The sequence below is a fragment of the Stenotrophomonas sp. SAU14A_NAIMI4_5 genome (assembly GCF_003086795.1).
Lineage (GTDB): Bacteria > Pseudomonadota > Gammaproteobacteria > Xanthomonadales > Xanthomonadaceae > Stenotrophomonas.
In genome coordinates this window covers 3,512,479-3,538,167 of the sequence record NZ_CP026003.1, presented here as the reverse complement: position 1 = coordinate 3,538,167, position 25,689 = coordinate 3,512,479, and the positions used below count along the sequence as shown (strand labels likewise).

The window sequence follows — 25,689 nt, the reverse complement described above, 5'->3', positions numbered from 1 at the left end:
GACCAACGGTCCGCACCTACCACACGCTTAGGGCCCTCAGAACATCAGGTTGATCATCACCACCACCACCAGCGTGTAGATCAGCGACAGCGGTCCGCCGACCCGCCACATCTCGCGCGGGGTGTAGTTGGCCGGGCCGGTGATCATCGAAATCACCGGGTTGGAGGCCGTCATCAGGTTGTTGGACGCCGACAGCGCCACGATCAGCGCGAATGCGGTCGGGTTGCCGCCTGCCGCCAGCGCCAGGTTCACCGCGATGGGCACCATCACGATGGTCGCGCCCACGTGGCTGATCACCAGCGAGAACACCGTGGTCAGCAGCGCCAGCGCCAGCTCCAGCACCCAGATCGGGATGCCGGTCGGCAGCTTGTCGATCGTGTGGCCGGCCACCCAGGCCGCCGCGCCACTGGAATCCATCGCCCAGCCGAGCGGAATCAGCCCGGCCATCATGAAAACCGTTTTCCAGTTGATCGAGGCGTAGGCCTCGTCCATGCGCAGCACGCCGGTCAGCAGCATGCCGGCCACGCCGGTCATCAGGGTCAGCGCCACCGGCAGCTTGCTGGTCAGCGCGATCAGGATGGTCAGGGCGAAGATCGCCATCGCGATCTTGAACTTGTGCGGGCGCTGCTCGCCGGTCGGGTAGTCGGTCACCACCACGAAGTCGCGGCTCTTGGCGGCCTGCGCCAGGTCGGTCCATATGCTGTGGAAGACCAGCATGTCGCCGGCGCGCAGCTGCACGTCGCGCACGTCCTCGCGGATTACCTGCTTGTCGCGGTTGATCGCCAGCAGGCTGATGCCGCGCTCCTTGCGCAGGCGCAGGTCGGCCGCGCTCTTGCCGATCACGTTGGAGGTGGGCGGCACCACTGCCTCGGAAATACCGGCGCGGCTGGGGTTGAACAGGTCGCCCAGGTGCTTCAGCCGCGAGGACATGCGCAGGAACTGGTTCTGCGCGAAATCGTGCACTTCCCCGCGCGGGCCCATCGCACCCAGCACGCTGCCGACCCAGATGCGCATCTCCGCCGGCGGCGCCAGGCGGGTGTCGTTGCCGGTCTTCAGCGCCAGCAGCAGCGGCGCATCGTGCAGGGTCTCGGCCTCGCCCAGGGTCATGCCCACCAGCGGGCTTTCGGCGGTCACCACCAGCTCGAACACATCGCCTTCGATGCCGTAGGTCTTGGCGAAATAGCTCTCGGTGCGCGCCGGGGTCACCCCGTCGTTGACCAGGCTTTCCTCTTCGATCAGCTTGCGGTCGCCGTAGTAGCGGAAATACAGCAGCGAGGCGATCAGCAGGGCCACGCCGATCGGCAGCGGCGCGAACATGCGCAGCGGCTCGATGGTGGCCAGGCCCGAGGGCAGGTTGTTGTTGGCCGAGGCCAGCAGATCGTTCAGCAGGATCAGCGGCGAGTTGCCGACCATGGTCAGCGCGCCGCCCATCACGATCGCCGCCGAGATCGGCAGCAGCAGCCGCTGCAGGGTCAGGCCGGTCCGTGCGACCAGCCGTGAGGCCACCGGCAGGTACAGCGCCATCACCGAGGGGTTCTGCATGAAAGACGAGTTCAGGCCGGCGATGGCCGTGGTCATCATCAGCAGCCGCTGTTCCACGCCATGGCCGCGCCGCAGCAGCCACGCCGCCAGCCGGTTCAGCGCCCCGGTGCGGTCCAGGCCCGCACCAAGGATGGTGGTGGCGATGATGCTCATCACCGCGTTACCCGAGAAGCCACCGAAGATTTCTTCCGGAGCGATCAGGCCGGTGACACCGAGCACCACCAGAACCACCAGCGCGACCACGTCGGCGCGGATGCGCTCGAACAGGAACATCGCCATCGTGAAGCCGACCAGCCCGAGCACGAGCTTCATGTCGTTGGTCAGCGTCAGCGCGGTATCCATGTGGGGCGCAGCGTCCTCGTGCGTGGGTCAGGTGCGGTCGTACAGCAGGTCCCAGACGCCGTGGCCCAGGTTCTGGCCGCGGGTCTCGAAGTGCGTTTGCGGGCGCCAGTCCGGGCGCGGCACGCTGCCACGCGGGCCGGCACGGTTGACTAGGCCGGCAGTGGCGTCGAGCACGTCCCACATCTGCTCGGCGTAGTCTTCCCAGTCGGTGGCGCAGTGCAGGCGGCCGCCCGGGCGCAGCTTGCGCACGATCAGCTCGGCGAACGCCGGCTGCAGCAGGCGGCGCTTGTTGTGGCGCTTCTTGTGCCACGGGTCCGGGAAGTAGATGCGCACTTCATCCAGCGCACCGTCGGCGATCTCGTTCTGCAGCACTTCCACGGCATCGTGGTGGTACAGGCGCACGTGGTCGGCGTTGTCATCGGCCAGCGCGTTCAGCAGGCGGCCCACGCCCGGGGCGTGCACTTCGATGCCGATGTAGTCGCGCGACGGATCGTGCTGCGCGGCGAAGCGCATGGCCGCACCATTGCCGAAGCCGATTTCCAGCACCTTGTGCGCCGGACGACCGAAGGTGGCGTCCAGGTCGCGCGGCTGGCCGTTGTAGTCGATGCCGAAGCGCGGCCAGCGTTCGTCGAACGCGCGCTGCTGGGCGGGGGTGAAGCGGCCCTGGCGCAGCACGAAGCTGCGCACCTCGCGGCGGCCCTCGCTCACGGTGAAGGGCTTGGGCGGGGCCTTGGAGCCGGCGCTGTCAAAAGGATTGGTCATCAGCCGATCAGCCCATCAATCGGGGAGGAGGCGCTGGCATAGCGCTTGCGCGGGATGCGGCCGGCCAGGAAGGCCTCGCGGCCGGCTTCGACGGCCTTGCGCATGGCGCTGGCCATCAGCACCGGGTGGCGCGCACCGGCGATCGCGGTGTTCATCAGCACGCCGTCGCAGCCCAGTTCCATCGCGATGGCGGCATCGGAAGCGGTGCCCACGCCGGCGTCGACGATGATCGGCACCTTGGCGTCTTCGATGATCTGCAGCAGGTTGTACTTGTTCTGGATGCCCAGGCCCGAGCCGATCGGCGCGGCCAGCGGCATCACCGCAGCGCAGCCGATCTCTTCCAGGCGCTTGGCCAGGATCGGATCGTCGGAGGTGTAGACCATCACGTCAAAGCCGTCCTTGACCAGCTGCTCGGCGGCCTTGAGGGTCTGCACCACGTCCGGGTACAGCGACTTCTGGTCGCCCAGCACTTCCAGCTTGGTCAGGTTGTGGCCGTCCAGCAGCTCACGGGCCAGGCGGCAGGTGCGCACGGCGTCTTCGGCGGTGTAGCAGCCAGCGGTGTTGGGCAGGATGGTGTAGCGGTCCGGCGGCAGCACGTCCAGCAGGTTCGGTTCGCCCGGGTTCTGGCCGATGTTGGTGCGGCGGATGGCCACGGTGACGATCTGGGCGCCAGCAGCCTCGGTGGCCAGGCGGGTTTCTTCCAGATCCTTGAACTTGCCGGTGCCGGTAAGCAGCCGCGAGCCATAGGTCTTGCCGGCGATCACCAGCGAATCGGGGGAGACAGGGAGGTTCATGACGCGATTATCGCTTATCCGCCTGAAGATGGGGTCACGCAGGATGCAGGGTCGGATCCCTTTACCCGCGGCAAAGGGCTCTGACCCGCTGATGGTGGTTCGGGGTCAGAGCCCCTCGCGATGCGATGGGATCCGACCCCTGGGCCTCAACCACCGCCCAGCGCGTGCACGATCTCCACCACATCACCTTCGGCCAGCACATGCTCGCCATGGCGGCTGCGGCTGACGATCTCGCCATTCACTTCCACCGCCACCCGGCGCTGCAGCAGCTGCTCGGCGGCGAGCAGGTCGTGGAGGGTCGCCGAAGCGGGCAGGGTGCGGGATTCGCCATTGAGCTGGATGTTCATCGGGGCATTGTCGCCGATGGCCCGCCGGGATCGGAACAGTTGCATCCTGGCCCGCACGCCACCTCCAGCACACCCCGTCCGCGCGGGTTCAGGCGACAATTCATGCGGCGGCGCAGCGTGAGCAATCGGCGGCACGGTGAAACCATTCACCGTGCGCCGGCGTACGTATGCGCTGGATCCCCAACATTTTCCCCCAGGAGTTTTTACATGCTGCTCAGCAAACGCCCGATCCGCTCCCTGATGGCGGCCGCGATCGCGCTCGCCGCGCTGCCGGCCATGGCAGGCGAATCCCCGTTCACCCGCACCGTGTTCTTCGGTGACAGCCTGACCGACAGCGGCTACTACCGCCCGCTGCTGCCGGCCGAAGTGCGTCCGGTCACCGGCCAGTTCACCACCAACCCGGGCTGGGAGTGGTCGCAGTTTGTCGCCGACTACTACGGCACCAACGCCAGCCCCAACGGCAACGGCCAGACCGGTGACAACTACGCCGTCGGTGGCGCCCGCGTGGGCGTCGACCTGACCCAGCCGGCGTTCGGCAACGTGCCGGTGCCGTCGCTGAAGACCCAGTTTGCCAACTACCTGGCCGCCAACGGTGGCAAGGCCGACCCGAACGCGCTGTACACCGTCTGGGGCGGCGCCAACGACCTGTTCTCGATCACCGCCCCGGCCCAGGCGCCGGCCGTGATCGGTGCCGCGGTCACCACCCAGATCGGCATCGTGGCCAGCCTGAAGCAGGCCGGCGCGCAGTACGTGATGGTGCCCAACCTGCCCGACGTCGGCATCACCCCGGGGTTCATCGACCGCGGCGCCGCCGGCCAAGCACAGGGCACCGCCCTGTCCAACGCCTACAACAACGCCCTGTACGGTGGCCTGAAGCAGGCCGGCATCGAGTTCATTCCGCTCGATACCTACACCCTGCTGCACGAAATCATCGCCAACCCGGGCATGTACGGCTTCAGCAACGTCACCGGCCGCGCCTGCCTGGTGGCCTCGTCGCTGACCTGCAGCCCGCTGGCCTACGCCACCCCGGATGCGGCCAACAGCTATCTGTTTGCCGATGACGTGCACCCGACCTCGGCCGCGCACCAGATGTTGGGCCAGTACGCCATCTCGATCCTGGAAGGCCCGCGCCTGCAGCAGATCCTGACCCATTCGGCGCAGACCATCGGCCGCTCGCGTGCCGACCAGGTCAGCCTGCACCAGGCCGGCCGTCCGGCCGACGGCATGTCCTGGTGGGGTGGCGTGCGCGGCGACATGCAGCGCTACGACCACGCCGATGTGTACGACGGCGTGGCTCCGGCCGGCCTGTTCGGTGTCGACTGGGCGCGTGACGGCATGGTCGTCGGCGGCTTCGCCGGCTTCGGCCGCATGAACGCCGACTTCGGCAACAGCCGTGGCGACTTCACCCAGAAGGACACCACCGCCGGTCTGTTCGCCGGCTGGTACGGCGACCGCATCTGGGTCAACGGCCAGGTCAGCTACACCTGGCTGTCCTATGACGTGAACCGCAAGGTCCAGCTCGGCCCGGCCACCCGCGAACACGGCGGCTCGCCGGACGGCAGCAACCTGACCGCAGCCCTGAACGCCGGTTACGAGTTCGGCACCGAAGGCGGCTTCCGCCACGGCCCGATCGCCTCGGTGATCTGGCAGAAGGTGAAGATCGACGGCTATACCGAATCCGCCGATGCCAACACCCTGGCCACCGCGCTGGGCTACGGCAAGCAGGACGTCGATTCCACCGTCGGCCGCATCGGCTGGCAGGCCCGCTTCGATGGCGGCGCCGTCAAGCCGTACGTGCAGGTGACCTACGACCACGAGTTCGAGGACACCAAGCAGGCCAGCGCCTGGGTGCAGAGCCTGCCGGACGTGGGCATGTACCGCGTGCCGGGCATGGACTTCGACAAGAACTATGCAACCGCCATCTTCGGCGCGCGCATGGAACTGTTCGGCCTGCAGAGCAACATCGGCCTGAGCGCCACCACCCTGCAGAAGCGTGCGCAGGACGCGACGCTGTTCGCCAACTTCAGCGGCAGCTTCTGATCCAGACGGGGTCTGATCCCTTTCCGCAGGAAAGGGCTCTGACCCCATTGCCCAACACGGGCCGCTCCGCATAGACTTTCACCCTGCAATGCGGGCGTAGCTCAATGGTAGAGCTGTAGCTTCCCAAGCTACTGACGAGGGTTCGATTCCCTTCGCCCGCTCCATGATTCCAACTCAGTCCGCAAGTGATTGACTGGGTTGAAGATTCAGTCCGATTGATGATTCCGAGCGATGCCCCTTGAGGTATCAATCGAGGTATCAATCATGCCCAAGCCCTTTTTGCTGGCACGCCCAGCTGGGCTCTACGCACGCTTCTTTGTGCCTACAGATCTGCGAGCCCTCGTTGGCACGCGTTACCTTGTCCGTTCGCTCGGGCCATGCCGAGGCGACCACGCCAGGTTGGTGGCGGCCATGATGGGAATGGCACTATGCTCAGCGTTCGATGCCATGCGGAAAGGGATTGCCGTGGACGTGGACGAGCTGCTGAAGAAGGTTCGCAACGGAGAAATTCAAGAGTTGATCCTGCACGATGTGAAGTTGCCTAACGGCACTCGCATTGCTCAGGCGCAACTGGAAAATCCGGCGGATGCAGCGCTGTTCGGTGACCTGATGGCCCGAGCTGCGACTGATGAGACCTCCGGCACCCCGGGTCAAAAGATGCCCAAGCGCCCGAAGATCGATTGGGACGCCAGTGAGTCGACCACGGGAAAGGCCGCAGGCGGGCTGATGCTGTCGAAGGCCGTCAGTGATCACTTGGCTGACCTTACAGCGGCTCGTCTTCATCAGAAGACCGTGTTGGAGAGCCGGCACACGCTGCGGTTGCTTGCCGGGATCATCGGGCAAGACGTGCCGGTGTCGACCCTCAGCCAAGACCACGTCCGACGCTTCTTTGAAGGCGCGCGCTGTTGGCCGTCCAATGCGACCAAGCGGCCGGCCTACCGCGACCTCTCGGTCCAGGAAGTCATCAAGTTGGCAAAAGCCAACGCCGAACCTGAGCCGGCCGCCTGGACGATGGCCAAGCATCGGCAGCGCCTCAGCGTCTTCTTAGTTTCACTAGTGCAAGGCAAGCATCTGACGGTCAACCCTCTGGATGGCATCCGGGCTATTTCCACCCCAGATGCGGAGGACAAGGGATCGCCCTTCACAGACGCTGAGCTGCAAGCAATCTTTGACCCGGTCGAGTTCCCCAAGTGGGCATCCAAATACGCTCACCGTTGGTTTGGGCCCATCTTGGGCCTCTATTCGGGAGCACGGGTCAACGAGATTGCCCAGCTCCGCTTGGATGACATCGAGACCATCGATGGGGTGCCCGGCTTCTTCATTCGGCAGGGAGCGAAGGGCCAGAGCATCAAGAACCGAAACAGCCGACGGTTCGTCCCACTGGCCAAGCCGGTCATCGAGTCGGGGTTCTTGGACTACGTGGAGGATGCGCGGCGTGCTGGCGGTGAGCAGCTCTTCCCGGATCTGCCCAACTCAACGGGGCTGGGGTTCGGGCGGCAGCTGAGCCGCCAGTTCTCCGTCTACATCAAGAGGCAAGGTGTTTCGGCAAAGGGGCAAGGGTTCCATGGTTTCCGCCACACGATGGCTTCTAGGCTGGACGAGGCCGGTGTATCAGCGTCCGCCATTGCTGCGATTACAGGGCACGGCACCGGACAGACCGTCTTGGAGAAGTTTTACATCGATAGGCGTAGCTTGCCGGACCGTGTCGCGAGCCTTGAAAAGTTCAGCGCATCCGTCTCTCTCCCCCCTTACGGCGCAGAGCAATTTCAGCCCTCTAAACGCTGCGATTGAACTGCAACCAGGGGCGGCGCTTACTTGTTAGGTGATTTGCAGATCAGACGCAGGTCAAGCGTATTTTTTTAGCTTCTATGGCGACTACCCACACCTGCTGGTTTCTAGAATGTTTAATGCGGGAAGATTACTGAGGACGGAGCAAAGATCATGGCTGATGATAATAAAAAACTTCTGGTTGTCGAGCTTGTAAAGCGACATCACGATGGGCAGGCTGATATTGCACAATATGTCCATAGCCATTGGATATGCGACGCAAGCGATATGATCGGATTCGACGGTAATGCCTCCAGCTTGGAACATGCATTTAATGCTTGCAGCCACCTTCTTGCCGCCGACGAATCGGAGGTGCACGACTCGTGGAGGAATCCTTTCGGCGAAGAGATTTGGGAGGTCTTGCAGTCAGCCGGAACGGTGGATGGATTGAATGGCGTGGCCGTCGTGGAGGTTGTGTTGCACTCGCGTGCCGGGCCGGTCTTTGTGAAAAGGCCTCGTCGATTCCTCGTTATCCAGCGAGGAATGAACAATGCAATTTATGCCTGCGACACCTTGGAGCTTGCTTTCAGTTTGGCTAGGCGTATTTTTGCCAATGAGCTCGCCATTGAAGGTGATTTTCTCGCCATTCGAAGGCCATCGCGCGCTAATCGCTATCGCGCACGCTGAAGTCCGTGCCGTCGGCTCTGACGACACGCTTCATGTCTTCAGGGCTCGGCCATCCGAAAAACCGATTTCCAATCCAGCGCGACGCGAGGGCTGCGTCGATAGGGTTGGTGACGAAACCTCTACTCTCTGCTAGAGCCAGCAGGGAATCCGCTTCTTCAGCCGCCTTGTGTGATGATGTCCGCGACAATGCAGTTAACGCGGCCGTAGTCCAGAAGTATCTGGCATCCATAACAATCTTCCAATGAGGAGACTGTCTTACTACCAAGAACGTTTTTTCTGTCAAGTGGCGTTTCTGCGCCGAACACACAGAGCGCGCTTAGCAGAGGCGGCGGGTCGTTACCCACCGCCATGACCATGTGGATGCGGTTTCCTGGCGCCGCTCTATGCCGCTCCAGACATGGCTTGGCGGAAATTCTAGTCCGCCAGTGCCTGATTGAGCTAAGCCATCAGGACTATGTGTCTCACGCGTGTCTTCAGGCTTATGGGGTGGGCTTACCCGCTTGCGGTAGGGCGTGACTTCAAGGGGAGTGGTTTTGAATGATCTCGGAAATTGGGTCCAAAATCCCGCTGAAACCAGAGAAGTCGATGTCCTTGTAATAAGGCTTCACGATCTTCTCCGCAAACCATGCTTTCCCATATTCGTCGTCCTTAAGCTTTTTGTTAGACAAGTTAAGCTTTTTCCCGGAAAGGGTCTTGGCTAACGTTGCTGCGCTGAAGAAGTGCTCAATGCAATGGCTTGCAGAGCCCTTGCTCGAAGTCAGTAGGACATAGAGATTGTCGTAAACCCTTAAATACTGGGTCCCATTCGGCATCTCAAGCTTATAGTGCTTTTTGATCGCTGCAATGACAGCATTGGATCCATTGTCGTTGTCGAAAATGACTATGACGGGATTCGCCCCTTTCGGGGCCTTAATACGCCGGTAGTTTTCTCGGTAGGAGATAATGAAGTTCGTCAAAGGGTTGTCGCCGCCGGTTAGGCTAAAAATTCTCTCCCGCGTCTTTGTATGGGGCAGTAGTTTAACGAGCAGATCCTTGGATCCTGGCGCCATGAGTAGTGGATAGGACGCCCCTAATCGCCTGATTGCGGCACTTATGTATATGTTGTCGGTCTTTCCTTCGAAAAGGATAACCGGCTTATCGTTGCTTGCGAATGTTGTAAAGAAAAGAAAGCGATGTAGCAGCAGCTCTGTAGAGCTCAAGGCTGGCGGAGGAAGCTCGTCTGACTGCCGGTAGCGCTCCACTTGTAGCAAAAATCCCAGCATGCCCTCGAGTTGTGGCCGAGTCCCGTCGATGGACACCATGGTCGTTTCGTCTGCTACAACAATGGATTTTTCTCGGTGATAGGTGCCGGTTGAGCATAGATTATTGACCATCGCCCGAACCGCTCTACGATAGTCAGCATTCACATTGACGTGCCTGTTGACGACAATGCCTGTTACATCTTGTCGGGAGCGGCGGTGGAGAAGTCGTGTCTTGGCGTGGTTGATTCTGAAGCCGCAGGCCACAACTGCTTGCTCAACTTCTTTCGCAAGTGCCCACTTTGACGCGGAATCTACTTTAGTGGCGATGCCATTGGGGAAATCAGGCTGCGAGGTGGACATTGTGATGTCGTCCGCGTAGCGAGAGTAGGCGCAGCCGTGAGCGCGGGCCATCTTGGACAACCTAATGTCCAGGATGTTCCCAATCAAGTTAGAGATTACAGGAGAAGTGGGGGCTCCCTGAGGAAGCATGTCCTCATGACAGGCTATCTGAGCAATCAGGGTCGCGACATCCGGATGCAGCCGAAAGTTACGATTGCCGATTAGGAATCCACGGACTCGTCCAAAGTTGATGGTTCCAAAGAAGTCTGACAGGTCGAAGTTGAGCACGTAACGCTGGCGTCGGTGCACGTCGGCGTTGGTAAGAATGGATCGGCCTAGCTTAAACCCGTGAGCGACGGTGCGCTTGACTCCCAAATCCTCTTCAATTTCCTTTTCGCATGCCTGCAGTAGTGTCGAGAGCTTTCCTTGAGCAAGCTTCAACTGTGGAGAAGGTGCGTGGATCGTCCGCTTGCCACCTGAGCGTTTGGGGATGTCGAAAGTGCTGTATTTGGCTGCAAATGGCGTTCCCCAAGCTATGTAGCCGAGAGTTTTTGCCTGAAAGCCCAGTAGTCGCGCCAAGTCGCCAATCGTGGTGCATGCTTTTAGCTTGGCCAACTCACTCATCTGACATCCTTGTGAGAAAGAGGAGGGGTTGCAGGAACTCCTTCGCACGCATGGCGAGCGTATAGCGGCACTCGGGCCATTCGGCAAATCCACCTAGCAAATGTTTCTGATGCCGCGAAACTACGGCAACCAAATCTTCCTGCAACCCCGACTCAAACATAGCTCATGTCGACTCGGAGCGCGAGAGCGCCCCAAACGTCGCATACCCAGAAGGCCGTGGGTGGCGGTGCCTGCTGCTTTGGCCTTGGATTGGACTACTGAGTCAACTGGGCATAGAGCACAAACAGGAACATCGGGAGTCCACTCAGCAGTCCGAAGACCCAGAACGCGCCCAGCAGGGTTAGCGGGGTCATGACCCACCACTGCCACCAGGTGAAGCCATGATCCCGCTGTCGAGCTTCCCAAGCGGCTCCAAGGTGAAGGCGTTCTACCTTCCTTGTCCCTCGCCGGGCCATGAGGGGCCCGACAATGAACCCGAAAGGTCCCAGGAGAAGCAGCGTTCCCGAATACCACCAGAAGAACCGGTCTCGGGGCGTCATGAGCTTTCGGCTGGCGGAGGGCGCTTGGTTCAGCAGGCGAGGGGGCTGAGAACTCATTTGGCGTAGGCCTTCCAAGTGCCCGATTCCTTGGCATACCGAAGATTCTTGCTGACCGGGACAGGCACCTGCTGGCCGCCAATGTCGATGGTCACCTTCCCCGAGGTGTCGCATCGGTAGCCCTCCGAGTCATGGGCCTCTACGCACCCAGTGAGTTGGAAGTCTTTGATGCTGGTGATCTGGCCCGCTCCGCTCTGAGTCAAAAGAGTGGCCATCGCCTTCTCGGCATCACTGTTGGAAGGCGGACCGCCGCAGCCGGTCAGGGTGAGTGCAAAGGCCAAGCCGGCCAGGGGGAGCCACTGTGCTTTCATCGTTCGTTCCTTGATTGGTGTGGTGGGGCGGCGGCGGCAGGCGCTTGCCGCCTAGGTGTCAGGCGATCGTCACGGGCTACTTATCGCGGTTCCCTTCCGGCTTGAACCCGGCAATCCACATTCGACCGTCTTTAAAAGGCGTCAGAAGCCCCGAGGCGCCCGGGTGCAGGTCAGCGGTCTGGATGAATCCAGAAACCCACGCCACCCGCAGCGCCACATCGACGGCTCGGTCGGATACACCCGGACGAGAGACGTTGACCACGAAAGGCTGGGCAGGCGGGTTCGGACCGGTAGAGCGGCTGGTCCCCGTGTTGGGCTTGCTCGACGGCACTCGGACGCCCATCAGGCTGTCGCGGCCTTTCCAGAGGGCGGCCGTGTTGAGTTCGGCGGTATCGCCCAGGTCGTCTGTCTCGGTCAAAGCGGCGTTGGCGCACGTTCGGAAGGTTTCCATCGTAGAAGCGCTGGGGCTGGTCCAGATCTTCGCTTCGACCGTCCAGCAAGGCAGGGACGCCCCCCATTCCTGGAACGTCAACGCCACGCGGGGCCAGTCGAGCCGTCCTTGCTGTGCCAGTTGGCGGTTGTCCGCCTTGAAGAGCCCAGGCAGCCTTCCCGACCCACTGACGGGGGTGTAGACGGACCCAGCGCTGGCACTCGGCTTGGAGCCACCTTGGCCCGGCTGGACCCCAATCATCTGCCCGCCAGCATTCTTCAGGCTGGTGCCCAGCTGCCTAAAGAAACCAGGACGGTTTGGCGCTTCCTCTTGCTCGGGGTGGCTCTGTGCGGCCGCCACTTGGGTGGCCAAAAGCAGCGCGGCAGCCAGGCCGGCAGCCATCCTCGTTTGGTTCTTCATTCGCAGCCCCTATAGACCGCCAAGTCAGCGGCATTTACGATAATCGCAGATGTGCAATCCGGTTCCAACCGTCAGACTTGGAGGGAGTTCAGCTGTGGTGCAAGAATCCAGATGCCGCAACCCAAGACGCCCGTCACGGTTTACGGAAAGCGCCTGCGCAGTGCGCGGGTGGCGAAAGGCTGGACTCAGGCCCAACTGGCCGAGCGCATTGGGATGGTGGACTCGGTGTCTGGGGCGACTCGAGTGAGCCGATACGAGACGGGGCAGCACGACCCGGACCCGGCTACCTCTCAGGCCTTGGCAAAAGCCCTCGGCCTACCGGTGGCCTATTTCCACGCAACCTCGGACACGCTGGCTGAAGTCATCCTACTGATCGCCAAACTTCCACTTTCCAAGCAGAAGGAAGTGTTGAAGAGGCTGCGTGAGATCGTTGACTAGAGCGAGAAGTAGTTAAGGCTGGCCCCAGCTGAGGATGGAGACACGCGGTTGGCACGCTCAGGATGATCTGAGGCCTCTGGCTTGAACTCTTCTCAAGACTCAGTCCAAAGAGGAGTTGGCGATGTCGGTAGAACAGCGACGGGGGCGATGGAGCCTGCGGCAGCCCTTGTGTTTTGGCTGCAAAGAGCAGTCGAGGCAGGTGAGCGGTCCAGGGCCAGCGCCCTGAGAAGCCCGTAGCAACGTGCCTTGTGGACTGAGCCGGGCCTTTTCAACTGTGCTATGTGGGTCCGGCAGCGGGTGTTGAACCACTCCAGCAACTGGCGTAAAAGTTGTATCCGTCAACGGGGCCAAGCATGGAGGCTAGATATGTGTTGGAAGTGCCAAGGTTATGAAGAGCCGCCGCTGGTGACATGCTGGGATCACTGGGACTGGCAAGCCGAACAGAATGGGGACCGGGAGGCACGGGTTCGTCGTATCGGGAGGGGGATGGCAGCGCTGGCAGCTTGCGAGCGCAAGAAGCTGGAGGAAGTGACGCTATCTGCGCTGAACAGCGCTCTGCCGCGCGGTCCGCGTCCTGGGTTGTAAGAATACTTGGCCGCCTCAACTAATTTCGATAGCTTCAAGTCATGAAGCACCATAGCTCCAAGGCCTCGTCATCGGTAGCCAGGATGGCGGCATTGCCCGGGTTACCGGGAATGAATCTCCAGCTGCCTACTGCGGCTGGTGGGGTCGCTTGACCATGCAGTGGCTGCTCCAGGGCGCCATGATGATGTCGTCGTGCTTGGGTTCCCGCGAGCGATCCATAACGAGGGTGTCAACGGGTGAGGTGCCGAAGTCCACCATAGAAGTGCCGGTATCGGTTTCCACAAGAAAGGTGGCGGCCGGGCTGCTGATCTCGCCCACGTAATCCTCAGCCGACGACGGGATCTGCACGTTACTCGGGATCTCGGGAGCGGGAGGGACATCGGCTCGCGTGCACCTCAGCTGCGCCGAGAACTGTCGAAGGGTCGAGCAACGGACCCGTCCCCAAGAAACCAGGAACACCGGGTGGGACCAGCACCAGGGCAGGCTACTATTGGGCCAAATCCCCGCGATTAGCATTTTCCTGAAAGGGCCAAGCCCCTCCGCCCCTCTGCGCCGCTCGAAGCAGAGCGCCGGCATGGAACCCGCGAGGCGACATCTAGTTCAACGTTTCACGTGTTATCAGCCCAGGAGCATCGAATGAGTTTGACGGACCGAATCATCGAAATGCAGAGCCGACCGCCTGAGCCGGACCCGGCTGCATTCTCAGATATGGCTACCCGAGAAGTGGATGATGGGTGGCTGGCCACCGCCCCTCAAAGTGAGCAGACCAAGGCGATGCGGCTTTGGTTCCTTGAGCGCTATTGCGACCCCCAGACCGAAACTCCATACAACTCTGATGCTGGCGCTTACTTCTTTCTGCGAGGCGGTCCCTACGATCCGAACGATGTCCTACAAGAGCGCTTTGACAACGTTGTGAGCTACGAGGTGATTGCAGAGCTTGTGGATGAGCTTCATCAGGAGGTAGGTCACGAGTGGGCACCAACGGAGCTCACTGCGGAGGACGAGTGGGATGATGTCTTCGTTGATCGGCCTGACGGACCGATTCAGCGGTTGGAAGAAAGGTTGGTTGAGCTTCGGACGATGACCGAGCTGCAGGGTCTTCCTATGACTCGAATTCTTTTGCGGCAGCTGGTGTATGCGGCAGTCATTACAACCCTGGAAACGTTTCTCTGGGAGCAGGCGGCGTATTGGCTGGAACGGGATGCTGCAGCGCTAGGTCGGCTCATTCAACAGCATCCGCAGACACAACAGCGGATATCTCAACTGGGTGGTGACAGTGAGGGCAACAGGGCCACGATTGCCGCTGAGCTCACTCAGGGGCTGAAGGCGAAGGTTTGGCACCGCTGGGAGAAGAACGGACCCTTCTTAGGGCATTTGCTTGGCATCACCATGCCATCGCATGCGGCCCTGGAGGCCCCCACCAAGATTCGTCATGATATAGCGCACCGCGGGGGGAAAGACACCGAGCACAACCCTCACAACATCAGCCAAGCAAGCGTTGATGAGTTGATTGCGGTTGTCACTTCATACGCCCAAGAAGTCCAGGCAGCGATAAACGGGCGACAAGCTTGACGCAGTGAGCAGCAAACGGGGGTCCACATCGCCACCAGCTACGCGCTGCTCCAAGGTGAAACCACCTGCTGGAGGTGCTTGGCTGTAACGAAGGTCATGGCTATATGCGTGCCGGGCTTCATCGACAACGAAGATTATGAATGCCCGGAGGAGATAGGCGCAGCCATGCAGTTACGACAATGACTATTCAAGTCAATCCACATAGATGCTGCTCGCCTCTTTCTGACAAATCCACCCAGCTAAGGAAGACAGAAGCGGCTATCTTCGTTTGCCGAAGTTCTACTCGAACCCTTCTGGCTCCCTCCTGCTAGATCTTCCCAGATCAGTCATCCACTCAATGCGGTTGGAAAGCTCTTTGCGGATCCGACGTCTTTCTTCAGCTTCCTTCTGCGTGGCGGGAGCTGGCAATGTATCCAGCATCTTGATGCCGGAACTCATGTGAGGAATCTCCCTGCTGGAGAATGAGCTGCTGATCAGGCGGCTGCCAAGGATAGCGACCGCTGAGAGCTTGTCTGTAGATAGTTCGTAGATCCTGCGTGCTAACGAAAAAGCGCCACCCTCATCTATTTCTTGGGTCGAGGTTGCGGCTTCCAAACGGCACATCCTCATCGCAAACTTAGCTCTCAGGTCCGGGTCTTTCATGATCCATATCAGAAGAACTTCGTCTGGAACGTGGTTGCTCAATCCCCGCTCTGCACTGGAGCTCTCGAGCAACAGCAGTTCGGCAGCATCCTCAGATTGGCTGAGCAACGGGTGGCTCATAAGATACGTCAGGCACTGTTCGGGAAATCTCATCAAGGCGGGACCAATCAAGCGCCCCTTAGAATTGCGATCGAAGAGGCCGCTTCCACGACGGTGCTTAATGACCTTGTCTATCAGATCCTTGAGTGACTCGAATCCACTTGCATGCCTCGCGGCGTAATCGAAGACCTGTTCCAACTCATGTTCGACCATGGTTTGGTCCACCTTCAAGCTGGTCCAGTCGTAGCGCAACAGGAAGCTTAAGCAATAGGCACCAAGTTCGGCCTGTTCAGATTTTGCCAATTCCTTAGAGCTGAAGACTTGCATGTGCAAGGTGTCGAGGGCGGTATGGACGCCACTCATCCCTCGTCTCGCAAGGGTGTCAATAAGCCTCCCAAACTCAACGACCCGATGCGGTGCCAGTGTGCGTCCCATGCTAAGCCAAGTGAAATCTTCAACAGGAGCCGCCCCATGTTCAATCGCATCTATAGTGCGCACTAAGGCGCGGTCATCAAAGACGACTGCCAACTGGAGTTCCGAATACCAGCGAGCCCAGATAGGGCTGCGTATAGAGTTGTCTAAGAAAGCGTTTGTCTGGTTCAGGTCGCGCTCCGACCACCCAGACATTACGCCCCGCAGGAAGAGCGTGCTCAAGCGCGACTCATCGGTGTCGCCTAAAATCCTGCCGATGGCGCCAAGAAGGGAGGGGATATCCTCAGCTGCGGCCGCGACCCCTTGGCCGAGGGAGAAAGGCATTCCGCGGGAGCCTCGGTCCATAAGCCGAGGAAGCATCTCCATCAGTAGCGCCTTATCCTTCCCGAGTTCCTTGCCAACAGATACTGCTTCGAACTGGGACTCCTGCTCCCGCTCGACGTATTGATCTACCTCAAAATCTTCATCGTCAAAGAGCTCTCGTGAGTGCAGTTTTGCCACCACACGTTGGCGCAGCCCGCGAGGGGCAACCGTCTGGGCAAACGTGGCGACCCGTCGGCGCAGGTCTTCACTAATATTTGTTCGGCGTAGCAACAGCTTTGCCGCAGTCCAAGCCTCCGGCCAGCCATCCTCCGTCTGGAAGACAGGCGTGAGCTGAACGAGCGAATCGATAGTCTTGTCGTCCAAGTGCAGAAGGTCCCTGGCGCGCTTTCCAATCGTAGAGCGGACAAGCGCCCCACGCTCGTTTGCGGACGAGGCGAAATCGCCCGCAACCGCCAAGAACTCGGCGAACCAGAGCTGCTGATCGTCCAACGATTGTGGCCTCCAGCCGTAGTCTCGACTGCGAGCTCCGAATCGATGGTTACCCGAACTAGACAGCCCAAGTGTCTGGAGCGAAGCATCAAGGCAATGCAGTCCTATCTCAAATACATCTTCGTCATGTGAACTAAGCATCTCCCGGATTGCGCTAGTGCGCATCCCAATGGGGGCGTGTGTCCCCGAGTGCACAACTTGGAACAGGGTGGTTAGGTTCTTTCTGGTGCCATTGTTGTCGCCCTTTGTGGACTGATCCAGCCCTACCAGCGCTTGCAACGCGGATACGGACCGGCTGAAAAGATTTGGGTCGTATGCGATGGCGTTCACCAAGCTAGAGAGATCCGGAATCTCATGTGCCAGGCGATTTCCTAGCTCGCCATCATGCAAGAAGTCTTCGACTGCAGCGAGTGCCATGGAGGGGTTTATTGGCGCAACCCTTTTGAACGTGAGCATCTCCTCGTTGTTAAGAGATGCTATCTTTGAAAGAGCACCGCCTTTCGATAGCCAAGACGTGACTACCTGACTGCCAACGCTAGAGTTACCTAGGTTGCTTAGGCGATTGCCAAAAGATGCCTTGACGCGCGATGTGGCGTTGTCAAAAAGGCTGTCTGTCACCTTTGATGGACTGATTTCTTGAAGACACTCATTGGCCAAATAGTTTGCGATCGCTTGGGGCAGAATCGCGCGCATCTTTCCTCGCGACTGTAAGAGCCCTCTTCGTTTGAGGTCAGCCATTTGGCGATAGAAGGTGCTGGGCGAGACTTCTGCGAGTTCGGAGAGCACCCTGAGCTCTGAGCCCTCCTCCATGTCTTCTCCGTTGAAGGAGTAGAGCAAGCTGGCAGCACGCGCGCAGCGCAGCAACTCATCGCCTGTGTCAGCCCGTTGATGAAACAAACGTCGGAATAGTTCGCCATCTTCAAGAGATGAGAGCTGGCCCGATTGAGGAGCCGTCTCGGCAATCGCCATGGCAAGGCGGGCGTTACCATCACTTGCTCGAACAATCACGTCGCGGTCGGGGTAGCTCAGGTGCTTATAGCGTTCCCGAAGGATCTCATCTATGGTCGCGTCAGATGCACCTTCCAGCTCGTAGGCCCGAGTTGACGGGGCTAGCTTGTCTCTGACGTCATATTCAATGGTAAGGAGGCCCAGGCTGATGGATGCCTTGATGCAAGCCTCCACTAGAGCGTTGTGGGTGTCCTGTCCGCAGTTGTCGATGACCAAGACTGTTGGGCCTGCTGACAGGGAAATCGCTCCTAACATCTCTTCAGGCGAGGGTGAGGGTCGGTCACCGATATCGGTATAGATCGCGCTGTTGGGCGACAGGGCTGGCTCATGCGCCTCAATCCGAGGGTCAAACAGAGCTTGGGCGAGCCTCGTTTTTCCCAAGCCTGAAAGACCCAAGAGCCGGACTGCGCTCCCAGCCCTAAGGTCGCGTCGTATAGCTACAACCGCTTCCGCAACCGTCCCCAGCTCCGTTCTCTCAGGAATTGAAACTCGGCCTTCCTCGTCCAAGATGAACTCTCGGTCGAGAGTTGTTTCCCTGTATGCCCAGGGCCCATATCCCTTCCAGCCTGACAGTGGCTGACCGAGCACTTCTCTTAGCCAAATCGCTATAGCTGGATGCGATTCGACCCAGCTCGCAACCTCCTGTGCCCCGTAGAAGTCCACTTCTACCTTCTTGGATAGGCCGTTGCTAGCTAGGACACCTCGCATGGCCTCAACTCGAGCCGTCCTGACCTTGAATGAAGGATTCTCTTTCGTTGAGACGATAAGATAGAGGCCATGCTCCTTGGCGAGGCCAGAAATGCACGGTCGCAGGCGACCTTTCGGCTGCATCTCGCCGTTAATTCTCTGTGGCCCGAAAGGCTTCTTCTCCGCTTTAACTTGGACCATCGCTACGCTGCGGGTGAGCTTCTCGTTCAATCGCTTCGTGGGCTTGCAGGTAATCTCGACATCCACTCCATCGTCAGTCGCCCTCTGATCGCCGCCGTAGAAGACACAGGGAGGCAACCCTGAGCGAGCTATGTCTCTCTCGCAAAGCCTGCCGATTAGTTGCCTGGCAGTCGTGTCATCCAAGCGCTGGATCATTTCTGGTTGGATTCTGAAGAAAGGATGCATGGCTTCAGCCTATAGCGGTCGCATGGATGATCGCAGTCAATCGGCCCCAGCTCAATGCCGGCAGCTCATGGCTCAAAGCAGACACGGTCTAGGATGCGAAACGAGTCTCCATTTAGAATTGCCTTAAGGTTGATTTTTCGCAAAGGACTTTGTGTGTTCGAGCGGACATGGCTGCGCGACGAATAGGTGCCGGGGTGCAAGGCTTGGATGTCCTCCCGCACTGGTGCTGACTGTTCGACCACAGTAGTTGAAGTTGAGAGAAGTCCCCGGCTCGCGAAGGACTTCACATCTTCTGCGGATGACTTAGGGGTAGAACTTGCGAGGGTCCGACAACGCCGCCTTGAACTGCCCCGTTTGGTAGACCGGAAGCACCACGTCAGGGTGATACTTCTCCAGGACTGCGATCTGCTTCGTTCGTGCCTGCGCTGGCTTCTTGTGGAAATAGGCCTCGTGCAGCACAGGGACCCGCTTGCTGATGGAGTGGCCGGTGACCAGGGCAATGTCCTCATCTGCCACCCCCATGTGATGCAGCTCCGTGGCAAGGGTGTGCCGGAAGGCGTGGAACCCAACGCCTTTAGGAAATCCGAGATCCTTCATGTATCGGCTGAACTGATTGAGGACGCCTTGGCTGTAACGGGCATTGGTGTCGCCATTGTCGCGTCGCACGCCGGCAGACAGGTGGGGGAAGAGGCGAGGATGGCCACAAGCGCGGATGTCCTCCACGAACGCCAGGAAACCAGCGTCGAGCAGCGGTTGGGGAATGGGGAGCGTTCGGAGGGCTGCTTTGCCTTTTAGGCTTTGGCGGCTTCGATTCCGGTCTTTATGGCCAAGGTCGCTGTCGATGGTCTTTTGGATGCGGATGCACCATACGCCGCTCTCCTGAACGATGTCGTGCAACTTGAGCTGAGCCACTTCATTGATACGTGCGCCGGTATATAAGCCAATCATGGGCACCCACCAACGATGCGGGGATTTCATTGCCCACGGGATGAAGGTCTGAGGGGCGAAGATGCGCTGCATATCCTGCTCATCAAACAGCCTCTCGGCTTTGTTGGGGTCAATAGCCAGGTCTTTCTTGACCTCCGCGAAAACGCGCATGGGCGAGGCGATGATGGCCTTTGCTTCTTCCAATCGCCCGAAGAACGTAACCAAGAACCTGCGGTGCTTTTCAGCTGTGGCGGGAGCAGGCGGATCGACGCACAACTTCTTGCCTCGAGCTACCGCCTGCTCGAACGTCCAATCGCGATACATCGGGTCCGACAGTAATAGCGGCGGAGACCAGCGCAGAAGGTCCCACAACCTATAGATGTGGGTATGGTCGATTCGAGAAACAGGAATGTCCCCGCAGGCCATCTGGAGCAGCTTCAATGTCCGCGCCGTGGACTCGATGGTGTTGCGTGTCAGGCCCATGCGCTCGCGGTCAGCCAAGTAGTCCCGGATCTCGATAGACAGCAATCGAGCAGGGGCGGCCACGGGGAGCGGCTCGGGGTAGCGCGTGCCATTCTTTCCAAGGTTCGCTCGACGGGTCCGTTCACAGGCGTCGTTGATGATCTCTTGAGCGTGGATGGCTGCTTCTCGGCCAGTCACGATCATTTCGCCGATGCGGACGCGGCCAATGCGAACGTCTGTCAGCTTGAGCGTGCCGGTTGGGTCGGCCAAGTAGGAGTTGAGGTGTTGGGAGGAGGAGGAGGTCACTGCGTTGCTTCCATCTGAAGGATGGAAGTACAGATACTGCGGGCCTAAAAATCGTCAACGAAAAACGGGCTTTTTATTCATGGCCTTAGGCATTGCCTGAGAGGTGCCGTTTTGCGTCTCGGCCTGGCCAATCGTACCGCCCCCAAATGCGCACGCATTTGTATTTAAATCAATGATTTGCGTTCGGATGAGCGGCCCATTTTCGGAGTCATTACCGTACTGTTTAACCGAAATAAGCTAACCATTCATTTTTTGAAAGATGAATGAGTGATAAACGGATGGAAATATTGGTGAGATGTAACCAATGTTTTTCCTATCATCCGGCTGCCACAAGTGGTGGTCAGGAGAGACGTTATGGCGAAGAACGAGCAGACGAGCCCGAAGGCGGCGAAGGCCGCAAGTGCAGTTTTGCGTGACGATCGAACCGGCAGTAAATCCAAGACGGCGGCGGGCTCTGCCCTGAGTCAGGCCCCGGACAAGGCCAAGAAGGGAAAGAAGTAGTTTCAAGGACCGGCACCGGTCGGTGCCGGTCTCTATTGCACCACAGGGCAAGGGAGCCAAGATGACAGGGATTGCGTTGCTTCCGTCGTCATCCAGAGGTGAGTCAACGCCGGATCTAAATAAGCACGAGTGGACCGATGAAGTTCGATTTCTCCCGTATTGCGGTGACCTTTACTGGGATGGCATGAACGGGCAGCGGACCCTACTGTTGGGGGAGTCGCACTACCGGAAGGAGGGGGTGACCGATTCGCTCGATGTCACCCGTCCCTTCACTCGAAATACTTTCCGGGGGATGGCGGAGCCGCTCCGGGAAGGCGAGGATAGTCCCTTCTTCAGGGCGCTGGACCTGGTGCTCACCGGGCGACACGACTTCCCACTGGGGGAAGCTGCGGACGCATGGCGGCGAGTAGCGTTCGCCAACCTGTCTCAAGCCTTCGCCGGTTCCCAGGCCAATCACCGCCCGCGCAATGAGGCGCTGAGGAAGGGGGGTGACGCGCTGGTGCGGGAGATCTTGCCTGTTCTTAGGCCAACTGTTGTCCTCGTGCTGGGCAGGACCACTTGGCGGTTCCTTCGGCATGGCCGTCGCGAGGGAGGCATTCCTCCATTTGTGGCGGAGCAGGTGAACCGTGGACACAGCAAAAGGCGATACCTTGAACACCGGGATGTTTGGTCGCTGGACTATGTTGGGGGCTCAGCGCTCATGACCTGGGTCTATCATCCCTCTTGGAATGTGGACACGTGGCAGGACAGGGCCGGAGCGCTGCGTTACCTGGCATCCCTGCGGTGCCAGTCCTGAGAGTGGTAAGAGTGGTTTTTGGGCCGAGGACTAGTGCATGAGCGAATCAGCCGAAGTGTCAAAAGTGGTCCGAAAAACAGCTCAGAGTGGCAAGCTGGACTATGTCCCTGTCGTTGTCCTCAACGAGAACACGAGGACCAAGTTGCACGTGGTCGGGTGGCTGATTCCTCACACTAGCCACACTGAGTTCTCCATAAAGCTCGAGGGGTTCAAGAAGACCAAAGCCTCGCCCTGGGAGGAGGATCCGATCAAGACCATCACCTTGACCGAGACCTCCACGCTCAAGCTTTTCAAATACCTTCAGACCCACTTGCCTTTGGCCCAGCAATCTGAAGCAGGGGAGTTCATTCTCATCAGGGTGGCGAACGGGACCGTCGACCTCACCGGGCATGACCCGCAATCCTTGGTCGGCGCGCTGACCAAGGTGTTGTCGCAAGCAGAGCTGGTCAAGCACTTGGCCAGCACTGAGCTGACACATGAGTTGACCGAGGCGCTTCGGGGATCCATTCGGCTCAATGAAATGCGCTCAGCGGTTGCTGAGCTGCGTGCAAACTTGGGCCGTGGTGAGTCGGCCGAGCAGGTCTACCAATCTTGGTGCGAAAGGCACTGCTGGGCCTTTGGGAACGCCTACGTGGTCAGGGACGAGGTGAGGGCAATCACCACAGGAGACAACATCGACTTGATGTTGCCTAGCGTGATTGCTGGATATAGGGACATCGTCGAGCTAAAGCGGCCGGATATGGATGTGCTGCTCTATGACAGGGGTCACAAGAACTACTACTTCTCTGCGGACGTTTCAAAGGCCATCGGCCAGTGCCACCGTTACCTGGACATGCTTCATGACTTTGCAGACAAGGGATTGGTTGACCACAAAGAGGTAGTGGCCTACCACCCCCGGGCCACGATCGTCATTGGGCGCTCTTATGACTGGACGGATGAGCAGCAGCGAGCACTTCACGGCCTCAATCGGCGTATGCATGGAATCACGGTCATCACCTACGACCACCTCCTGGCTCAGGGAGAGCGGTTGATAGAGATGATGGTGCCGACGGCGGGCCTTGAAGCTGCGGCGGTCGAGGCCGTCGAACCCGACGACGACATTCCTTGGTAGGCCATGTCCAGGTATAAAGAGATTCCCCAACCCGAAGGACGTCGAGATGAGCGTTGCAGTCTACAAAGATACCCCTCATCTAAAAGTATGCGAGGGAAGCTCGGAGTTGGGCTCGACTCCATACATCTCGTTCGAGGAATATTTGACTATTCCAGGACTGGAGGACGCGGATATTCGCTTGGAGTTTGCTAACAAGCCGGGTCTGGAAGAAGTGGAAGACCTGCGGCGCAGGCTGAAGAGCGCCGGGCTGGTCTTTGTGGTCCAGCGGGGAGCTTAGGCTGCTGAGAGGGGAAGAGAGGGTTGTGGGCTGCGTTGAATGCAGCCCGCCGCGTTTGTGTTCAAGGAGGCTGCTCTGCCATGGAGTGGGTCAGGAGGCGGGATGGATCATTTCGAGAGCGTAGTGCTGGACTTCCTCCGGGCGGACCGAAGGTTGTTCATCAATGCACAGTGTTGCATCCAGCTGAACCCTGGGAGCAATCCTGATACCAGTGGGCCTCACTGGTATTGCGACGCGGTCGCTGTGAGCGTCCGGGACCGAGCGGCCTACCTTTGCGAAATCTCTTATGCGGACCGCCTGCCTGCGCTGTTGAACCGCCTGAAAAGCTGGGATCAGCACTGGCTTGCCTTGAAGGAGGCGCTGGCGAGGGATTGTGGTATCCCCGTCGATTGGACGGTTCAGCCATGGCTGTTCGTTCCCAACGACCGCTTGGATCGCTTGCTTTTGGGCACGCGTGCGCTATCAGTGATGCCAGAGCCGCGGATAACGGCCTTGGAGGATGTCCTCCCTTGGCGCTACCGATCTTGGGACCGTGGAGACTACCAGGATTTTTCATCATGACCGATGGTTACATTGCTGCTCTCCACCCTACGTTGGTCGGATCATCGTCGAGCTGCTGGAAGCTGGCTTGCGCTCACATCTACACGGATATGTGGTGCGGGAGGCGCGGTTGAAGATGAAAAACCGAGACATTGGAGCGGAGATCGCGGCCGCGCGAGCTGCTTATCGACCGCCGACGCTTCACGCGAAGGTCAATCTTTTCGCTATTCGATGTTTTCGGGACACAGGAGACGGGGACTACATCGCTGCGCGGTTGGCCATGAGAGCGAGGCTGTATCCGCAGTATCTGGCGGCAGCGGAGCAGGCTGTCGAGAAGTATCTGAAATGCATCCTCATGCTGAATCGTTGTGACACGAAGCGCCTAGGTCACAGAGTAGCGGACGCTTTCGCCGACGTTCGATCCAAGCTCTCAATCGATCTTGAGCTCACCGAGGTGGAACAAGAAGCATTGGACAATCTGGTCCGCTGGGACTTTGATCGCTACCTGGTTCGGTCTTACCATGTGGAAGATAGCGAGCTGGGTGGCTTGGATTTGCTCGTCTGGCGTCTACGTCAGTATTGCGAGCCCCTTGACGTTGCCCACTATGCTGACACCCCGTCTTCGGAGCTCTTCAGGAACAGTGTCGCTGCGATTGCCGCCCGAAGCATCGCAGCCCCGAGAGTGGGGCACCTCCCCAATGGCGATTTGGAGAAGATCTTGGCCGATAAGAAGCACCCTGCCAGGGAGGGGTTGGTGTGGCGCAATCTCCGATTCAACAGTGCCAATCGAAGGCGCACGCGCGTCTCTGCGGGCTGGCGCGTGGTGAACTCGCCTCTTGATATGACTGATGATCAGGCTGTCGTGGACGACGCTAAGCGTTGGATGAAGCTGGGCTGATGCTGGGCCTTGATTGCAGACCGCCTGATAGAATGCAAGATGAAGGCTAAAGCGATGTCTTATTTCCCACCCGCCTCCTGCAGGACACTACTTGGCGGCTCTCTAGTCGCGGCAAGGTGGAGCCGAGCTTAGAGTCCTTCATCGCCCGAAAGGTCACTCGAGGGGAGAGCAAGCGGCGCTATATCGAGCGCCGGGACATCTGGTCGCTGGACTACGCCGGAGGCTCAGCCCTCATGACCTGGGTCTATCATCCTTCCTGGAACGTAGACACGTGGCAGGACATGGACGTGCTGCTTTACGACAGAGCCCGCAATAACTTCTATTTCTCTGCGGACGTTTCCAAAGCGGTGGGTCAACGCCGCCGATACCTCGACATGCTCCACGACTTCGCAGACAAGGGCTTGCGAGACCACGAAGAGGTAGTGGCCTACCACCCACGCGCCACCATCGTCATTGGGCGCTCCCATGATTGGACTGATGAGCAGCAGCGCGCATTCCACGGCCTCAATCGGCGGATGCATGGAATCACGGTCATGACCTACGAACACCTCTTAGCTCAAGGAGAGCGCCTATCGGAGATGATGCTGCCAGAGTTCGGTGAAGAGCCAAAAGCTGCAGCTGAACGTGAGGATGACCTTTGCGTTCAATGGTAGGCTCCGCGAAGGCGCGAGCGCATCCCGCGACTCACCCAGGCTACGTTCAGATAAACAACGTGCCAAAAGCGGTAGGTTTCTTGTCCATCTGGCAAGGAAAATCCTACACCGGTTAGCCCCGCTGACGCAGACAGGTGAATAAACGGCGCACGCCCTAGCATAAAAAAGCCCAACACCTCATAAAGGTATCGGGCTTTTTCCGCTGCTAAAATTCCACCAAGGCAAACTAGGCGTTAAATTTCTTGAACTCCGCGCATCACAGCCTCCCAAGAAG

The 25,689-nt window shown here is 59.4% G+C and carries 22 protein-coding genes and 1 tRNA gene; 12 read left to right on the top strand and 11 right to left on the bottom strand.

Annotated features, from left to right (window positions below; all coding sequences use genetic code 11):
- Positions 1-36: 36 nt before the first annotated feature.
- The 4 genes from C1925_RS16360 to thiS form a co-directional block, all read right to left on the bottom strand.
- Positions 37-1,884, bottom strand: coding sequence for an SLC13 family permease (locus tag C1925_RS16360; RefSeq protein WP_108769808.1), 1,848 nt, complete (start codon positions 1,882-1,884; stop codon positions 37-39).
- Positions 1,885-1,911: 27 nt separating this feature from the next.
- A complete protein-coding gene (gene trmB / locus C1925_RS16355) occupies positions 1,912-2,646 on the bottom strand; it encodes a tRNA (guanosine(46)-N7)-methyltransferase TrmB (protein WP_108769807.1) in 735 nt (244 codons plus the stop codon).
- Complete coding sequence (locus tag C1925_RS16350) at positions 2,646-3,440, bottom strand: thiazole synthase (RefSeq protein WP_108769806.1); 795 nt, start codon at positions 3,438-3,440, stop codon at positions 2,646-2,648. The genes trmB and C1925_RS16350 overlap by 1 nt, the downstream gene beginning before the upstream one ends.
- 146 nt (positions 3,441-3,586) lie before the next feature.
- Entirely contained in the window at positions 3,587-3,787 is a 201-nt protein-coding gene (gene thiS, locus C1925_RS16345) for a sulfur carrier protein ThiS (protein WP_108770743.1), read from the bottom strand.
- A 207-nt stretch (positions 3,788-3,994) separates the two neighbouring features.
- Between thiS and C1925_RS16340 the strand changes: the two genes are divergently transcribed.
- The 4 genes from C1925_RS16340 (at position 3,995) to C1925_RS21015 (ending at position 8,281) form a co-directional block, all read left to right on the top strand.
- A complete protein-coding gene (locus C1925_RS16340; protein ID WP_108769805.1) occupies positions 3,995-5,827 on the top strand; it encodes an autotransporter domain-containing protein in 1,833 nt (610 codons plus the stop codon).
- 90 nt (positions 5,828-5,917) lie between these two features.
- Positions 5,918-5,991: transfer RNA gene (locus tag C1925_RS16335), tRNA-Gly, on the top strand.
- Between the two features lie 67 nt (positions 5,992-6,058).
- Complete coding sequence (locus C1925_RS16330; RefSeq protein WP_108769804.1) at positions 6,059-7,618, top strand: site-specific integrase; 1,560 nt, start codon at positions 6,059-6,061, stop codon at positions 7,616-7,618.
- Between the two features lie 150 nt (positions 7,619-7,768).
- Positions 7,769-8,281 (top strand): hypothetical protein, encoded by a 513-nt coding sequence (locus C1925_RS21015; RefSeq protein ID WP_159097549.1) that lies wholly within the window; start codon positions 7,769-7,771, stop codon positions 8,279-8,281.
- A gap of 518 nt (positions 8,282-8,799) precedes the next feature.
- On the opposite strand, the gene C1925_RS16320 is transcribed toward C1925_RS21015, so the two are convergent.
- The 4 genes from C1925_RS16320 to C1925_RS16305 form a co-directional block, all read right to left on the bottom strand.
- Positions 8,800-10,485: a retron Ec67 family RNA-directed DNA polymerase/endonuclease gene (locus tag C1925_RS16320; RefSeq protein WP_108769802.1), complete on the bottom strand. Its 1,686-nt coding sequence runs from the start codon at positions 10,483-10,485 to the stop codon at positions 8,800-8,802.
- Between the two features lie 254 nt (positions 10,486-10,739).
- Positions 10,740-11,081, bottom strand: a complete 342-nt coding sequence (locus tag C1925_RS21385; RefSeq protein ID WP_108769801.1) for a hypothetical protein — start codon at positions 11,079-11,081, stop codon at positions 10,740-10,742.
- On the bottom strand, positions 11,078-11,392 hold the full coding sequence (locus C1925_RS16310; protein ID WP_108769800.1) for a hypothetical protein: 315 nt from the start codon (positions 11,390-11,392) through the stop codon (positions 11,078-11,080). The genes C1925_RS21385 and C1925_RS16310 overlap by 4 nt, the downstream gene beginning before the upstream one ends.
- A gap of 76 nt (positions 11,393-11,468) precedes the next feature.
- On the bottom strand, positions 11,469-12,224 hold the full coding sequence (locus C1925_RS16305) for a hypothetical protein (RefSeq protein WP_108769799.1): 756 nt from the start codon (positions 12,222-12,224) through the stop codon (positions 11,469-11,471).
- Positions 12,225-12,353: 129 nt separating this feature from the next.
- Here C1925_RS16305 and C1925_RS16300 point away from each other — a divergent pair, with 129 nt between their 5' ends.
- A complete protein-coding gene (locus tag C1925_RS16300; RefSeq protein ID WP_108769798.1) occupies positions 12,354-12,680 on the top strand; it encodes a helix-turn-helix transcriptional regulator in 327 nt (108 codons plus the stop codon).
- A gap of 711 nt (positions 12,681-13,391) precedes the next feature.
- On the opposite strand, the gene C1925_RS21010 is transcribed toward C1925_RS16300, so the two are convergent.
- Entirely contained in the window at positions 13,392-13,613 is a 222-nt protein-coding gene (locus C1925_RS21010; RefSeq protein WP_159097548.1) for a hypothetical protein, read from the bottom strand.
- A gap of 288 nt (positions 13,614-13,901) precedes the next feature.
- Between C1925_RS21010 and C1925_RS16290 the strand changes: the two genes are divergently transcribed.
- The gene (locus C1925_RS16290) at positions 13,902-14,837 is read left to right on the top strand and encodes a hypothetical protein (protein WP_108769796.1); all 936 of its coding nucleotides are present in this window, start codon (positions 13,902-13,904) and stop codon (positions 14,835-14,837) included.
- A 279-nt stretch (positions 14,838-15,116) separates the two neighbouring features.
- On the opposite strand, the gene C1925_RS21005 is transcribed toward C1925_RS16290, so the two are convergent.
- Positions 15,117-18,749: a hypothetical protein gene (locus C1925_RS21005; RefSeq protein ID WP_159097547.1), complete on the bottom strand. Its 3,633-nt coding sequence runs from the start codon at positions 18,747-18,749 to the stop codon at positions 15,117-15,119.
- Between the two features lie 498 nt (positions 18,750-19,247).
- Positions 19,248-20,639, bottom strand: a complete 1,392-nt coding sequence (locus C1925_RS16280) for a site-specific integrase (RefSeq protein WP_108769794.1) — start codon at positions 20,637-20,639, stop codon at positions 19,248-19,250.
- A gap of 354 nt (positions 20,640-20,993) precedes the next feature.
- On the opposite strand from C1925_RS16280, the gene C1925_RS21150 reads away from it, so the two are divergent.
- From C1925_RS21150 to C1925_RS16250, 6 genes are all read left to right on the top strand, one after another.
- The gene (locus C1925_RS21150) at positions 20,994-21,140 is read left to right on the top strand and encodes a hypothetical protein (RefSeq protein WP_174213515.1); all 147 of its coding nucleotides are present in this window, start codon (positions 20,994-20,996) and stop codon (positions 21,138-21,140) included.
- Positions 21,141-21,973: 833 nt separating this feature from the next.
- Positions 21,974-23,047 (top strand): Shedu anti-phage system protein SduA domain-containing protein, encoded by a 1,074-nt coding sequence (locus tag C1925_RS16270; RefSeq protein WP_108769792.1) that lies wholly within the window; start codon positions 21,974-21,976, stop codon positions 23,045-23,047.
- Between the two features lie 46 nt (positions 23,048-23,093).
- Positions 23,094-23,324, top strand: a complete 231-nt coding sequence (locus C1925_RS16265; protein ID WP_108769791.1) for a hypothetical protein — start codon at positions 23,094-23,096, stop codon at positions 23,322-23,324.
- A 102-nt stretch (positions 23,325-23,426) separates the two neighbouring features.
- Complete coding sequence (locus tag C1925_RS16260; RefSeq protein WP_108769790.1) at positions 23,427-23,885, top strand: hypothetical protein; 459 nt, start codon at positions 23,427-23,429, stop codon at positions 23,883-23,885.
- Positions 23,886-23,994: 109 nt separating this feature from the next.
- Positions 23,995-24,762, top strand: a complete 768-nt coding sequence (locus tag C1925_RS16255) for a HEPN domain-containing protein (protein WP_159097546.1) — start codon at positions 23,995-23,997, stop codon at positions 24,760-24,762.
- A gap of 233 nt (positions 24,763-24,995) precedes the next feature.
- Positions 24,996-25,415, top strand: coding sequence for a Shedu anti-phage system protein SduA domain-containing protein (locus C1925_RS16250; protein WP_108770742.1), 420 nt, complete (start codon positions 24,996-24,998; stop codon positions 25,413-25,415).
- The last annotated feature ends 274 nt before the right edge of the window (positions 25,416-25,689 follow it).

Coding starts and splice junctions, on each gene's coding strand:
- C1925_RS16265 (WP_108769791.1), top strand. CDS start 23,094: ATGAGCGTTGCAGTCTACAAAGATACCCCTCATCTAAAAGTATGCGAG.
- C1925_RS21150 (WP_174213515.1), top strand. CDS start 20,994: ATGGCGAAGAACGAGCAGACGAGCCCGAAGGCGGCGAAGGCCGCAAGT.
- trmB (WP_108769807.1), bottom strand. CDS start 2,646: ATGACCAATCCTTTTGACAGCGCCGGCTCCAAGGCCCCGCCCAAGCCC.
- C1925_RS16270 (WP_108769792.1), top strand. CDS start 21,974: ATGAGCGAATCAGCCGAAGTGTCAAAAGTGGTCCGAAAAACAGCTCAG.
- C1925_RS16260 (WP_108769790.1), top strand. CDS start 23,427: ATGGATCATTTCGAGAGCGTAGTGCTGGACTTCCTCCGGGCGGACCGA.
- C1925_RS16340 (WP_108769805.1), top strand. CDS start 3,995: ATGCTGCTCAGCAAACGCCCGATCCGCTCCCTGATGGCGGCCGCGATC.
- C1925_RS16250 (WP_108770742.1), top strand. CDS start 24,996: ATGACCTGGGTCTATCATCCTTCCTGGAACGTAGACACGTGGCAGGAC.
- C1925_RS16330 (WP_108769804.1), top strand. CDS start 6,059: ATGCCCCTTGAGGTATCAATCGAGGTATCAATCATGCCCAAGCCCTTT.
- C1925_RS16290 (WP_108769796.1), top strand. CDS start 13,902: ATGAGTTTGACGGACCGAATCATCGAAATGCAGAGCCGACCGCCTGAG.
- C1925_RS16350 (WP_108769806.1), bottom strand. CDS start 3,440: ATGAACCTCCCTGTCTCCCCCGATTCGCTGGTGATCGCCGGCAAGACC.
- C1925_RS16320 (WP_108769802.1), bottom strand. CDS start 10,485: ATGAGTGAGTTGGCCAAGCTAAAAGCATGCACCACGATTGGCGACTTG.
- C1925_RS21385 (WP_108769801.1), bottom strand. CDS start 11,081: ATGAGTTCTCAGCCCCCTCGCCTGCTGAACCAAGCGCCCTCCGCCAGC.
- C1925_RS16300 (WP_108769798.1), top strand. CDS start 12,354: ATGCCGCAACCCAAGACGCCCGTCACGGTTTACGGAAAGCGCCTGCGC.
- thiS (WP_108770743.1), bottom strand. CDS start 3,787: ATGAACATCCAGCTCAATGGCGAATCCCGCACCCTGCCCGCTTCGGCG.
- C1925_RS21015 (WP_159097549.1), top strand. CDS start 7,769: ATGGCTGATGATAATAAAAAACTTCTGGTTGTCGAGCTTGTAAAGCGA.
- C1925_RS16305 (WP_108769799.1), bottom strand. CDS start 12,224: ATGGCTGCCGGCCTGGCTGCCGCGCTGCTTTTGGCCACCCAAGTGGCG.
- C1925_RS16360 (WP_108769808.1), bottom strand. CDS start 1,884: ATGGATACCGCGCTGACGCTGACCAACGACATGAAGCTCGTGCTCGGG.
- C1925_RS16310 (WP_108769800.1), bottom strand. CDS start 11,392: ATGAAAGCACAGTGGCTCCCCCTGGCCGGCTTGGCCTTTGCACTCACC.